The organism is Zooshikella ganghwensis, assembly GCF_018263875.1.
GTDB classification, from domain to species: Bacteria; Pseudomonadota; Gammaproteobacteria; order Pseudomonadales; family Zooshikellaceae; genus Zooshikella; species Zooshikella ganghwensis.
Map to the genome: position 1 here is coordinate 86,679 of NZ_JAEVHG010000012.1, position 13,124 is coordinate 99,802.

Genomic DNA, 13,124 nt, shown 5'->3' on the forward strand with positions numbered 1-13,124 from the left:
AAAAACAGTATCATTTTTACTGCTTCTTTTATGTCTTAAAATTTATTTTGTGATGAGAAAATAATTCAATTGTGCGATGGTTTTCTGTTTTGCAACATTAATGGTTAGTGCGTCAATTTCTGCATTAAGCTCTGCAATGCGTGCGCGAACGACTTCAGCAAAATCGCCTTCATCATTGGTATAAGCTGTCAAAGCGGCTTCCGCCTGTTGATGCATTTGTGGTAAAAGCTGTGACTGGTATAACGATAAGCGTTGATCTAATCGTTTGAGTTGTACTTTTGCTGTTTCAAATCGCGCCATCATATTCCTTAACAACAACCACTTTTCGGTTTTAATAGCTTCCGCTTGAGATGCTGCAGCTTGCACCTCTTTATCTTGTCGGTTTGTGGTAAACAGTGGTAAGTCGAAGGTTACGCCTACTGAAAAAAAGTCAGCACGATCATTACCGTTGGGGGCATCATCTCGGTAACTGTAGCTGGCATTAACACCCCATTCGGGTTTGTATTTTTGTTCAGCAAGTTTTATTTCAGTCTGGTTAGCTTGTATTTGCTGATCCAATGCCTTTACTGCAGGATGTTGCATAAAATACTTGGCGAGTGTTTGTGGTGTGGAATTTTTTGTAAAAACCAGTTGTCGTTTAAGAAGATGAAGGTTAGGCAGTTTTTGGCTGAGAGTTAGTCTATTGACTGAATAGCTTGAAACCATAGTAGGGGATGCGATGCGCCCCTTTATGTTGCTTGGTTTTATTTCGCTGATAAAGGCATCACTTGTCCACTCCGATAATGCCTGTAATCGCATTTCCTGTTGCTGCTTCAGGTTTGTTAAGCGATCATCCAGCCGTGTTAGTTCTAACTGAGCACGAACAATATCCTGCTGACGGGACTTACCCATGGCTGAAGCATAACTGGCCTGAGCTACACCCGATAACTGCTCAAATAAGCCCCGATTACGATTAATAAGGGCAATACTTTCCTGGGCAAGGTATGCATCCAACCATAACTGACTTACAGTCACGGCCACTTTGGCTTTACGGTCTTGTCGCAGGAAAGGATGTTGCTGACTTTGTAGTTTAAGTTGCTGCTGTTTGAGTTGTAGACTGTCGCCACGAGGAAACATTTGGGCTACACCTACTTTAAATTGCGTCATTGGCTCCTGATCAAAGTCAAAGGTGTCAGTAGGCAGGTTTGCCAAGCCCACTGACATTTTGGGGTCAGGTAAGGTGCCTGCGGCGATTTGCTTGGCCATGGTCGCCTTTTGGATATGCTGGCTTTTAGTGAGCCATGGATCATTTTGTTGTGCCAGGCGAAGCGCTTGCGACAGGGTAAGTGGCGAGCCGTAACTCATACCAGAAGCCAGGCTGAGGAAAACCCCAGCCGTTATGGTTAATAGTGCTTGGGAGGTCATTAGTATTGATCCTCCAGTGTTTGCACCTGAGCATAAGTGGTAGTTGAGCCATCTTCTTTAATTAAAAACACTTCATAGGGTAAAAATTCATTACCATATTCCATCCCAGGACTACCTACCGGCATTGCAGGGACAGCTAAACCCGTTGCATGAGTAGGAGGATTTTCTAGGAACTGTTTGATGAATTTAGCAGGGATATGACCTTCAAATGCATAAGTTTTGTTGTTTTTGGGGGACGTCAATACTGCTGTATGACATGAACGGTGAGTTGAGGGTATGTTGTATTGGGTTTTGATCGCTAATAGGTCATCAAGGTGTTCAGCCTGTGTTTTAATACCCTGCTCATTCAGGTGTGTCATCCATTTTTTGCAACATCCACAACTTGGATTTTTGTAGACGGTGAGCTGAAGGCCATTATTAGAGGCTTGAGTCTGACCCGCACTGACTTGGGGACTTTGCGGACGATTGGATTCAGTCTCAGCAACGGCAAAGCCAGAAATAAAAGGCAAGAAAAAAATACAGTAAGCAAAGAAACGAAATAGTTTAAGAGTGAGCATAATGGCAAAAACCTGTTTAACTAACTGTTATATAACAGTTACTGATATTCAGTTGTTCACAGGGCTTTTGCAGCAGAATTGAATAACGAATTCCTATACTCGTTATTGTTCACAAAGCTGATATTTATTAACAACAGCAATCGTTGCCTTTAAACCTATCTGCTTAAGCTGCTTAGCAAAATCTGTACTGTGAACCTGGAAATGGGTTTGTTCGCGAAGTCCAAAGTGACAACACTAAGGATATGCGATCGATATAGACAGGTTAGCCAATAATGGGAGGTCGGTAGGGGATACTTGAAGGGTGTGAAGGTGTAAAGGTGGTATACAGACTAAGTTCCAACGCTTTTTCGGGTAAAGGTGTTGAGGACGTGGTTGTTGGTAATACAACAGATGATAAGCAATGACCACTGGAGCATGACCCACTTTGCTGGCACTTGCTGTGGTATTGAGAAGAAGAGGACGCTTTGCAGCATGTGTGAGTGTTGCTATCCATTTGTTGGGTAGCAGCTGCTGTATCACTATGATGTTTAGTTCTGGGATGTTTAGTTTGATGCTCAGTCTTAACTTGCTGGAGCTGCATAGCATGTGTCGTATCTGTTTCCACAGCAAATACTTTACTCTGACTGGTGAGTGTCAGTAGTAAAAGCATTATGAGTGAAAACAGTTTGAGATTCATTCCAAGTATTTTCTTGAGTGTTATGTAATAGACACTTAGTGGGCCAATGTTGACTAGGATACCTTGCATTTCAAAAAGTTCAACTGCAACAGGCAATAGGTTTCAGTAGGCTCATACCTCTCTCTTACACCTTACTAGGAGGTGCATATATACCCAATACGAATGCGGCCATCGAGTGACGAAGCCCCATGAGCCCATATTAATAGGTGATTGGGGTGGCAGTTAAATGCTCCTGCATAAACTGCATTTCCACCATCCTTGGTGGTCAAGAGTGAAGATAACAAAACCTAGAAATCATTCGAGCAGGGTATATATATTTTGCTATTAGTCATAATAAGTGATCTATGGCTTGTAGAAAGGCATCACTATTTGGTTCTGTTGCGCTGGCAAAGGCTTTTACAGTAGCCCCATCAGCACTTACCAGGTATTTATAAAAATTCCACTTAGGAGGTGTAGCTTTTGTGGCTAAATATTTAAAAACAGAGTTGGCTTGATCTCCTGTGACTGATGAGGGGGACAGCATGGTAAAAGTGACACCATAGTTAACATAACAGACTTTCGCTGTTTTGGCCTCGTTCTTGGCCTCTTGACGGAAGTCATTCGAAGGAAAACCGAGAATGACAAGCCCCTTATCTTTATACTGCTTATGAAGTGATTCTAATGCTTTAAATTGTGGAGTAAAACCACAGTGACTGGCTGTATTAACGATAAGAACGGGTTTTCCTGCTGTGACTTGACATAAGTTAACACTGTCTTGTGAGTGTAATTTGCGAAGTGTTACGTTAAGATACTCTGGACATGACGCAAGTGCCGTTAAAGAATATAGCGTTAATAAAATTACCATAAAAAAGCGCATAATCATCACTCCTTTTAGATTTTATTTATAACGTTGATTTAGCTGAAAAAAAACTTCGTTTATAGGCTTGTCCTTTAATAATAACCGTATCAATTGCATTATAGGCACTAATTGTTTCAAGAGGATTTTTATCTAATATAAGCAGGTTTGCGGTTTTACCCTCGGTGATTGAACCAATACTTTGGTCGAGGCCTAAGGCTCGAGCATTGTTAATAGTGGCAGAAGCTAAAATATCTTTGAGGGTCATGCCTGCCATTGCCATAGCTCGAAGTTCCAGATAACCATTTAACCCTGGAATACTGCCGTAACTTGGGGAAGAGGGGGTGTCGGAGCCAAATACAACTTGTCCATTAAGTTGATAAAAATACTGGAAGGCACGTTGACCTTGATTGTATATATTGTGCATTATATTCAGGACTTCAGGTATGGGAGTCCCTTTTGGTAGATTGCTAAGTAACATGGTTTTAAACCAGTTAGCTTCAGGGGTTTTTAACCAGGCAATGTGTTGTTTGGGTAGCACATGGGTAAGTGCTTTGTCATGCAGGAAGGTAGAATCAAATAGATCCATATTAGAGCCAACAACTCGGAATGTTGGCATGATCGCTACTTTATTATTAACGGCATTTTCAAGTGTTGTTTTTATTTCTTGAGGAACACCAGACTGACCTTTAAATTCATCCCAATTCCACATCCCGTGTGCAATAATATTTACCCCAGAATTAATAATGGCTTTGTAGGCATTAATGGAGTTTGCATGCACAATAGAAGGTAAGTTGTGTTTTGCTGCTTCATGATTGATAGTTTGTTGTAGCTCATTTGAAGGAACAGGCCAAATTGATTTAGCAAAACCATCTTCGTGGTAACTCTTTACACAAATTCCACCTTCGTTGATTACACGTTTAATACTATTGCGGACATTATTTTGGATTGCAGAAAGTCCTGGTAAATGGGTTTTACTCTGTGGATTAAATAAAAGGTTTGGAAAAAGTGCAACTCGATTTTCTTTGGGTTGAAACAATGCAGGGTAGCCATTCTCCAGCATTAAGCTACTTCCACAGCTGTATATTTCAGGGCTGATAACGTGTTGTTTAAATGCTTCCACGCGGCCCGGATAAGCCCCTAAATCAACCAGTGTGGTGAATCCGTGGTAAAGGTAACAGCGGGGCAGCTGGGCATTAAATAATTTAACTATCTCAGGGTGCTTTTTCTCGTGTGGTAATTGCATACCAACAGTGCCACTGATATGGACATGACTGTCAATTAATCCTGGAATTAAGTATTTTTCCGAACCGTCAATTATTTTAATGTTTATATCTCTAATACTGTCGGAAGAAGTAATATGCTTGATAATACCTTTTTGAATAAAAACGGAGCGATTTTTGTCAATAGTACCTGTGTCTGGATTAACAACACTTATATTATTAATGATAAATGTAGAGGGAGAGGTAGTAGCATAGCATAAAGCATTGAATAAGATATGGTATGCGGTAAGAATATTAAATAGAAATAAAGGTCGTTTGCATAGGTTAGGCATTACAAACTCCAGAGAGGGGTAGTATTTATCTGAGTATATCTATACAGTGGTTATCCTATGATGACAGTATTACCATATTTTTTATAGTGATTGAAAACTATACAATTAATGCTGTCTATTTACTGTAAAAGGAGTCTACATCTATGAATAAACCTCGACTGCCTTATTATGAGCTTTCTGGTGAAGCCTTGGAAGGATTTAGACAAGTCAAAAAGTGCCTTGAAGATAGTCCCTTAGGGTTAGCCCTGATTGAGTTAGTCTACTTGCGCATTTCCCAAATAAATGGATGCTCCTACTGCTTAAATATGCATGCTAAGTCATTACGGGATCAAGGCGTAAGCAATGAAAAAATTGATGCGTTAGCAGGGTGGAGAGTTAGCCATTTATTTTCTGAGCGGGAAAAGGCTGCACTGGCTTGGGCAGAGTCGGTCACCCATATTGCGCACTCTCATACTGAAGATAATGACTATCTACCATTAAAAAACCACTTTTCAGATAAGGAAATATCTGATTTAACATTTGCTATTGCTTTAATGAATGGTTTGAATAGAGTTGCAGTGAGTATGCGTCAATAGTACTACTCTCATTTCAGAGGGCCGTATAACGCTCGTCGAACACACTGTGAATTTTTCATTGGAAGTTTGTTTGCCGCTACTTTGAGGCAAACAGTTCCGACGTGCGTTATTCAGCCTTCTTCGTCACTCGATGGCCGCACCTAAAAACCATTCGTATTGGGTATAAGTGGGATTATTCCGTTGTATGAGCAACGGTTGTCACATGTTTTATATTTTCATGTACAGGACAACGGTCACATACTTCATCAATAAATTGCTGCTTTTCTTGTTGAGATAAGTCTGCATCCATTGTGACGGCAATTTTGATATTATCAAATCCGGTACGATCATTTGTAGGTTTGCCAAGTAAGCCCGCTGGATTAAGGTCGCCGCTGACGTTTACTGTCATACTGCGGAGGTTGACTTTATCCTGCTTGGCTTTAATTCGAGCAATGGAGGCAACACAGCCGGCAAGCGAAACAAAAAAGTACTCCAGAGGATTTGGGCCTTGATCTGTACCACCTGCTTGTTCTGGTTGGTCAAGGATAAGTTCGTGCTTACCGACTTGGGTCTTGATTAAAAAAGACTCGCCCATTGTGGCGGTAACATTGACATGCTTTGTTGCCATGTTTGGTCCTTATCAGGTTAAACTAATGAGAATGGTGTAGTCCTTTCGACTAAACGAAATTATGCATCATTATTTGATGATATGCTGAAAACTTCAATGCTGAATGAAGTATGCATTACATAGGTTTGCGTTTGATCAATGCTCCTCATTATTCTCTTGCAGATAAGCAGGACAATCGAATGGTGACTGATAAGCCAGGATCTATTAAAATGCTCAGTTCATTGGTTGTTAAAATAAATAGTTAATGGTGTGACTAATACAGCGACTCACTCCCGTCCTTTTCGTGCTCGTGGCGCCTATATACAACGTTGTCCTCAATGTCGAGTGCCAACTGTTGCATGTATTTGTGCTTTTACGCCAGCCCTTGAGTCTAAAGCAGCTTTTTGGTTATTGATGCATCCCTATGAACGTCATAAACCAACCAATACCGGTCAGTTACTGGTTGATACTTTGCCTGATGTAACTATGTTTGACTGGTTTCGGACGACGCCAAATACTGATTTGTTAAGCCGAATGCATTCTGAACGCTATACCCCGATATTGGTTTTTCCTGATGATATGTTGATGGGCAATCCTGTTATGTCTGAGACCAGACTACAGGACATTGTTAACCCTGCCTTTGTCTTACTGGATGGTACATGGCAGCAAGCCAGAAAAATTTACCGCAAAAGTAGTTACCTACACCAACTACCAGTGGTCAGTATTCGTTCACAGCAACTATCTGGATATCAGCTTCGTAGGGCTCAGAATCAAGGTAATTTAGCCACCGCTGAAGTGGTTATTCACTTACTGGCGGCTATGGGCGAGGTACAAAGTGCACAATTGTTGGCAGACTACTTTCATGTATTTAATCAATGCTATATCGCTGGTCGCAATAATCATGCACCAAAGATCCAGACACCAGAAATGGAGCGACTATTAGCGGCTAAATCAGTCGTTTCAATTTAGCGGTTAAGTCTTTAGTGTTTTATTTTTTGATAAATTGATTACGAAAACTGTATCCTTGTCAGTTAGTAAATAAGGCATAGTTTTTGATGGCTTTTCTTGTAAGTTAGTGAACTATACAAAGGAAAAGTCTGTGTTGAAAATAAAATTAATTCGCCTGAATAAACTTAAAATACTTTATCGTTTTATCGTAGTAGCTAGTTTGTTTCCCGTTATGGTTGTAGCTGATCATAACTGGAATAATTACCACTGGGCGAGAATGGATAACACGGTATTTAGATTAGAGGTGATCAATAGTACTACTGCTGAGTGGGGAAGCTCATACGATCAAACACTGGTTAAGTGGTCTGTTGCTATTCCTTTGGATACTGTAAAAAAAGAAGACAGTAATCGTGTTCGAAAGCGTTGTAAAATGCAAGCTGGTCAAATTCGTGTATGTAACGCTGCTTATGGTTTTAATGGTTGGCTAGGGCTGGCAACCATTGGCATTGATGCAAATGGTCATATTGATCGGGGTACAGCAAAAGTAAACGATAGTTATGCAACTTATTGGACTATTCCTGGAGAAATGAATCATGTTATGTGTCAGGAAGTTGGTCACCTGCTAGGGTTAGGGCATACATCTGAGGATGGAACGAGTCAAAAAACCTGCATGGATTATTCAACCGATCCTGATAGCCAGTGGCCTAATGCCCATGACTATGAAGAATTAAGCAAACTCTATGGTCATCTGGATGCTTATAATAGTTATTTGGACAGTGGCGATGACGCAGGTGGTGAAGGTGTTTGTAATGCACCACCAGGAAAAGGTTGTAATAAAAATAACATAGGTAGTCGTGCTCCCATGGGTTTTAGAGTGCACAAATCAGCTCATCAGGAAATATGGGTGGCTCCTAGAAAAGACGGTGGCCTCTGGATTCATCATGTACGTTTGGTAAATTGATAACGGATTAGTGCATTGGTGTATTTGATGGTGAGGCATGGAATTGTTCGATTTGCTGATCGAGCAATTCATGTATCTCATCTTCAAAGAGTGCTAAATCCAAGTTAAAGAAATGTAAGTATTTTTCAACACGTGCAGGTGTTAACTTCTTATTCATGAAAAAGTATTCAAGTTCAGGATGCGTTTTGTCATGTCGAGGTCTGATCTCCCATTTAGCAAAGTCACTGTGAACGGAGGCAACGTGGCTTTGCATATAAATACAGAAAGGTTCAATATGGCTTTTTCCATCTGGCCCTAAACAGCCAGGCTCAACGCGAATCAAAATAACCATCTTTTTATCATCAGGTAATGGCAACTGTGTTGTCATTGAATAACCTCATAATTCAATAGGTTAGCAACCCACACTAATTTTTAGCTATTATTTTTCTTAAGTATAGTCCTTGGGAGAGAGATAGAGGGTGCTAGTATATACTTATAAATAAATGCCTTTTGTGTTTAGTTTACTATGAATAGGTTGAATGTTTGTGCAATTTTAGGTTTTTTACTATGGTCGCATTGTATCTATTCAGAAGAAATTATCAATACACTTGATTGGCCTCCTTATATAGATAAACATGATGTAAAAGGAGGATTCCTATTAGAAATTATCGATCACATCTTCAAAAAGGCAGATATTCAATATAATGTTCAATTTAACCCAGCGGCACGAGTGCATAAAAATCTAACAAACCCGAATTACTTTGCTACTGTTCCTTACTTTAAGACTGGGGATGCTAAAAATGTGATGCTACCTAGGCCATTTGCTGCAGTATCACTGGTGTTTTATCAGTTAAAAAATAACATACCCATATCAATCAAAAGCAGTGATGATTTGATAAGGTATCGAGTTGGTATGCTTGAAAATATACATGAGCTGCCGCTGTTTGCTAAGTATACAAAAACAACACGCGTTAAATCATATTTGTCACTATTTCATTTTTTAGAAAACTATAGGGTAGAACTTGTCTTGGCTGATAGATTTGCTGCAGAGTACTTCTTATCGAGTAGCGATAAGAACAATTACAGGGCGGTAGTTGCAGAGGTATCCCCCCCATTCAAAATTGAACCTATTTACATTGCCTTTAATAAACTGAACCCGAATGCTAAGTCTCTTTTTGATAGGTTTAATAAGGCGCTTAATGAGGCAATTGTTGCTGGTGAGTTAATAGATTTATATGATAAGTATGACTATAAAACAATGTCCTCTCAGTTGTTTTCAGAGGAAGATATTACTGGGCTGATAAATAGGGCTCAGGACTATATAGATGAAAATGGAGAAAAAAGAGCGTTTGTTGAATTTAGGAAGCCTGAAAGCAAATTCAATTATGGTGAGATTTATATCTTTGCCTTAAGTACCGATGGTGTTTTAGTTGCACATCCATTTCCAGAGCTTAATGGAAAGCTGGTTATAAATCTAAGAGATAAACTAGGATTTCCACTTATTCAAGAGTTTTTACGTATTGCTGAAGAGAAAAGTGAAGGATGGGTGAATTATTGGTGGAAAAATCCAGTTACAGAAAAGGTGCAACTTAAAACAACTTACATAAGAAAAGTCAATAAACACCTTATTCTTGGCGCTGGTATTTATCGCTAGCTAGTTTTTCGGTAAATTGATTCTTAACATGTTGAGTATAAACCTTTAGAGATCTTTCTCTAAAGTATATAGCTGTTTAAGTATAATAGTGCTTATAAGTATGGCCAAAATAATACAGGCTAAAGAGATTATAAGTTTATAAGCAATAACATTCAGGTATGATGACTCTATATGGTCAACATAAGAGCCAGTACCAACAACCCATTTCCACGGTTTGAATAGAATAACATAAGAGACTTTGGGAAAATATTTATCAGCCGGCTGTCCAGGTTTTGGCCAAGAGTAGCGAAATGTTCCTCCACCTGCCAGTGCAGTATCTGTGGCCACGATAATTGGTTTGATACCATCAGGATCTGTTAGCTGTGACATATCTTGGCCCTCTACAGTCTCTAGCAAAGGGTGCATCAAAAATCGATATTCAAGTGTGTTTACCCAAATATAATTACCTCCTTCGTAGCGCATTTGCCTTAGAATGGTTAAGGCTAATTCTTGTGCTTTTTCAGTACCAATATGCTCTTGTTGACTGTAATAGTAATTAAGAACACCTTCTGCAGTTTGCAGTATTACTTTACTTTCATTGAGGTGTTGTTCAAATAAAAGGCTTTTTTCAGTAACAATGAATACAATATCTTTAACAACAAAAATAGTAATTATGAAGGTAATTAATATTGATATCTTTATGTTAGCTTTCATACAATAATATTGTGTTCATTTGATATGTTTTGTTTAAGTGTAGGGTGGATTAATCTGGTTGTAATGGCTATTTTTTGGAGTGATCGTACATTTAAAATAGGTTATATGAAACAGTTCTTTTAGTCGCTGTAATCTCTATTTATGACAAGTTATTATGATATACAGTTGTCCTGAGCTGTAAACCCATTGAGGTATCCGTTATGGATCGTACGTATAAAAAGATTCAATAGGGTGTTTCTATGGCATAAAAGCCTTGTGGTATAGAGTTTAACATGTAGTAATGGATTGTAATTGAAACTTGTTTTGTGTTTTGTGAAAATTTTAAAAGATAAGTTATATTTCGGTTTTTTTTGTTTTATGCGAACTTATTCGTTAATGCTATATGGTCTGTTTAAAAATGTAATATCTTAATCGTAAGTTATATCTTGTGATAACATCTCAAGCTATACTTGGTTTTGAGTATTGCTAGCTTAAGAAAGGAGGTCTTATGAAAGTAATACGTAGAGCTTTGGGGCTGGATCTAATTGGAACATATCAAGGTCTATCATTAGGAGGGTATGAAATTACTAATAAGAAGGGTGACTTATCTTTTCATGCTGTTGTTTATAATCCACTTATTTTTGAAAAAGATACAATTCCACTTTTTAGAATAAATTCAGCTTGTTTTAGTGCAGATATTTTTGACGATAATCGCTGTGATTGTAACTTTCAGTTGCGCCAAACTATGGAGCTGCTCATAGAAAAACCTGGCCTTATGACATACCATTTTAATCATGAGGGAAGAGGGGTTGGTTTTGTCAATAAAATAAAAGCTTATAAGCTTATGAGAGAGAAAAATATCGATACTTTTACTGCGCATAAACTATTGGGCCTGCCTGAAGATAGTCGTAATTTTTACTATGCTATTTTAATTTTACATGATTTAAATATACATCGTGTTAAGCTTATTACAAATAACCCTCAAAAATGTTTATACTTAAAGACTCATGGAATAGATGTCTTAGAGGTCATACCTATTGTTAGTCACCGCAAGGAGCATCAAGCATGTCTTTGGTCAAAAGTTATTCGTCAAGGCCACCTACACTACAAGCCGCATCATCAACGTTTCTAACAAAAATTGTGAATAGTATTGAGAAAAATGGCAATATTGTTTTAGGTATAGATCCTGATTTAAATAGAATACCTAACTGTTTTAATCAGTCTCACCGGATAGAAGCAACATTGGAGCTATACTGTCGAGAGTTATTGACAGCGGCAGTTGAAAATGTTGCTGCAGTTAAGTTTCAAAGTGCTTGCTTTGAACAGTATGGATTATTGGGAATGGTTGCCTTAAGTAATTGCCTGTCTTATGCCCGTCAATTAAATTACATAATTATTTTAGATGCTAAAAGGGGAGACATAGCAGAAACTAATCAATGTTATGCTCAGGCTTATCTTGATGATAGTAATAAGGCAGACAGCTTTTTAGTTGATGCCATTACAGTTTCTCCCTGGTTAGGTAATGAGGCATTGCAACCTTTTATAAATTTGGCTGAACAATATGGTAAAGGGCTCTTTTTAGTGTTGAGATCATCAAATCCAGGCAGTGATTCAGTTCAAAACTTCATGGGGCATAATCTAAAGCTAAGCGAGTATATTATTAATTGTTTTCTGGAATTTTATGGTAATGAGTCGGCTTTAAGTCAGGTAATAGGCTTTGTCGTGGGCGCAACTTTACCTGATGAATCAGAACAGTTAAGGCGCTATTTACCTGAAAGTATATTTTTAGTACCTGGTATGGGAGCACAAGGCGGTCAGTGTAACAGGAAGCAGGCTTTTTGGGGAAAATTTTCCTCTCGAACGCTTTTTCCTTTGTCTCGATCATTAACGTTAATGAATAAGGATGTTTCACGAAATGAGTTTAATCGTGTAATTGCAAAACGTTTGAGTGATTACAGGGAACAGTTAGCAGAGGTCAGGCTATGAGGGCGCATACACTGTTAATACTAGGTGTAAATAGCACATTAGCGGGAGCATTTTTAGAACAACTGAAAAAGCCTACTCATTATCATGTGCTTGGTATTGATCGACAAGAAAAGGCAAGTTACTCACAGTTAACTGATTATATGATGTTGGACTTTTCGCAAACATCAATTCAGCAAATAGGACAAGAGCTGCCATTGGATTTTTCAGGTGAGCTTGTTTTTATCAGCTGTATAGGTCGCTTTGGTGATCGTAAGGATAAGCTCCAAGGTAGATCAAGGTTATCTACAACAGATGTGTTAGCGCAAATTAATGTTAATTTAATGTATGTAACATCCTTTTGTTGTGAAGTAATAAATCGCTGTCTCTATTCAGGTGGCAAATGTCGTATAGTGATTGTTGGTTCATCTGCTGCCTGGGTTGGGAGTAGAGACATTGGTTATGGTATTGCTAAAGCAGGATTAAATGGCTTGGTACTTAGCTTGTCCAAATCATTTGCAACCCAGGGCATCACGGTGTTAGGGGTCAATCCAGGTATTTTTGATTCGCTGATGGCTAATAATGTTTCACCTGAACGTCAGCAAGATGCTATACGGTCAACGCATATTAAACGGGCGGGACAAGTCGATGAAATTGCCAGTGTGTTAAACTATGCAGCATTGGAAGCACCTGATTATATGACAGGTGCTATTTTATCTGTTAATGGTGGCCAGTATACTTAGTGGTTTATGCGATAAGA

General features: G+C 38.8%; 15 protein-coding genes. 7 read left to right on the top strand and 8 right to left on the bottom strand.

All coding sequences use genetic code 11. The annotated features are described in order from the left end of the window. Positions 1-42: 42 nt before the first annotated feature. The 5 genes from KHS79_RS16375 to KHS79_RS16395 all read right to left on the bottom strand — a co-directional run bounded on the left by KHS79_RS16375 (position 43) and on the right by KHS79_RS16395 (position 5,027). On the bottom strand, positions 43-1,404 hold the full coding sequence (locus tag KHS79_RS16375) for a TolC family protein (protein WP_212720377.1): 1,362 nt from the start codon (positions 1,402-1,404) through the stop codon (positions 43-45). Beyond that, complete coding sequence (locus KHS79_RS25940; RefSeq protein WP_233468467.1) at positions 1,404-1,961, bottom strand: DUF411 domain-containing protein; 558 nt, start codon at positions 1,959-1,961, stop codon at positions 1,404-1,406. Before KHS79_RS25940 ends, KHS79_RS16375 begins: the two co-directional genes overlap by 1 nt. Positions 1,962-2,223: 262 nt before the next feature. After that, the gene (locus KHS79_RS16385; RefSeq protein WP_212720378.1) at positions 2,224-2,637 is read right to left on the bottom strand and encodes a hypothetical protein; all 414 of its coding nucleotides are present in this window, start codon (positions 2,635-2,637) and stop codon (positions 2,224-2,226) included. Between the two features lie 328 nt (positions 2,638-2,965). Continuing rightward, positions 2,966-3,493, bottom strand: a complete 528-nt coding sequence (locus tag KHS79_RS16390; RefSeq protein WP_212720379.1) for a glutathione peroxidase — start codon at positions 3,491-3,493, stop codon at positions 2,966-2,968. Positions 3,494-3,518: 25 nt separating this feature from the next. Then, positions 3,519-5,027, bottom strand: a complete 1,509-nt coding sequence (locus KHS79_RS16395) for an amidohydrolase family protein (protein WP_212720380.1) — start codon at positions 5,025-5,027, stop codon at positions 3,519-3,521. 143 nt (positions 5,028-5,170) lie between these two features. Between KHS79_RS16395 and KHS79_RS16400 the strand changes: the two genes are divergently transcribed. Next, a complete protein-coding gene (locus KHS79_RS16400) occupies positions 5,171-5,602 on the top strand; it encodes a carboxymuconolactone decarboxylase family protein (protein ID WP_094786700.1) in 432 nt (143 codons plus the stop codon). 172 nt (positions 5,603-5,774) lie between these two features. Here KHS79_RS16400 and KHS79_RS16405 read toward each other — a convergent pair whose 3' ends face one another. Continuing rightward, a complete protein-coding gene (locus tag KHS79_RS16405) occupies positions 5,775-6,209 on the bottom strand; it encodes an OsmC family protein (protein ID WP_212720381.1) in 435 nt (144 codons plus the stop codon). A gap of 249 nt (positions 6,210-6,458) precedes the next feature. Here KHS79_RS16405 and KHS79_RS16410 point away from each other — a divergent pair, with 249 nt between their 5' ends. Next, positions 6,459-7,157: a tRNA-uridine aminocarboxypropyltransferase gene (locus tag KHS79_RS16410; RefSeq protein ID WP_212720382.1), complete on the top strand. Its 699-nt coding sequence runs from the start codon at positions 6,459-6,461 to the stop codon at positions 7,155-7,157. A 130-nt stretch (positions 7,158-7,287) separates the two neighbouring features. Next, a complete protein-coding gene (locus tag KHS79_RS16415) occupies positions 7,288-8,097 on the top strand; it encodes a zinc metalloprotease (protein WP_212720384.1) in 810 nt (269 codons plus the stop codon). A gap of 7 nt (positions 8,098-8,104) precedes the next feature. Here the strand turns inward: KHS79_RS16415 and KHS79_RS16420 are convergent, their stop codons facing one another. Beyond that, on the bottom strand, positions 8,105-8,464 hold the full coding sequence (locus KHS79_RS16420; protein WP_212720386.1) for a hypothetical protein: 360 nt from the start codon (positions 8,462-8,464) through the stop codon (positions 8,105-8,107). A 138-nt stretch (positions 8,465-8,602) separates the two neighbouring features. On the opposite strand from KHS79_RS16420, the gene KHS79_RS16425 reads away from it, so the two are divergent. After that, positions 8,603-9,730: a cache domain-containing protein gene (locus tag KHS79_RS16425; protein WP_212720388.1), complete on the top strand. Its 1,128-nt coding sequence runs from the start codon at positions 8,603-8,605 to the stop codon at positions 9,728-9,730. Positions 9,731-9,775: 45 nt separating this feature from the next. On the opposite strand, the gene KHS79_RS16430 is transcribed toward KHS79_RS16425, so the two are convergent. Continuing rightward, positions 9,776-10,423 (bottom strand): cache domain-containing protein, encoded by a 648-nt coding sequence (locus KHS79_RS16430; protein WP_212720390.1) that lies wholly within the window; start codon positions 10,421-10,423, stop codon positions 9,776-9,778. 487 nt (positions 10,424-10,910) lie between these two features. Between KHS79_RS16430 and KHS79_RS16435 the strand changes: the two genes are divergently transcribed. From KHS79_RS16435 to KHS79_RS16445, 3 genes are read left to right on the top strand one after another with little or no spacing between them, the layout of a single operon-like run. Next, the gene (locus tag KHS79_RS16435; RefSeq protein ID WP_212720392.1) at positions 10,911-11,534 is read left to right on the top strand and encodes a GTP cyclohydrolase II; all 624 of its coding nucleotides are present in this window, start codon (positions 10,911-10,913) and stop codon (positions 11,532-11,534) included. Then, positions 11,468-12,388 carry an orotidine-5'-phosphate decarboxylase gene (gene pyrF, locus KHS79_RS16440; RefSeq protein WP_212720394.1) on the top strand — a complete coding sequence of 307 codons (921 nt, stop codon included), beginning with the start codon at positions 11,468-11,470 and terminating at the stop codon, positions 12,386-12,388. The genes KHS79_RS16435 and pyrF overlap by 67 nt, the downstream gene beginning before the upstream one ends. Continuing rightward, positions 12,385-13,107 carry an SDR family NAD(P)-dependent oxidoreductase gene (locus KHS79_RS16445; protein ID WP_212720396.1) on the top strand — a complete coding sequence of 241 codons (723 nt, stop codon included), beginning with the start codon at positions 12,385-12,387 and terminating at the stop codon, positions 13,105-13,107. The genes pyrF and KHS79_RS16445 overlap by 4 nt, the downstream gene beginning before the upstream one ends. Positions 13,108-13,124 lie beyond the last annotated feature (17 nt).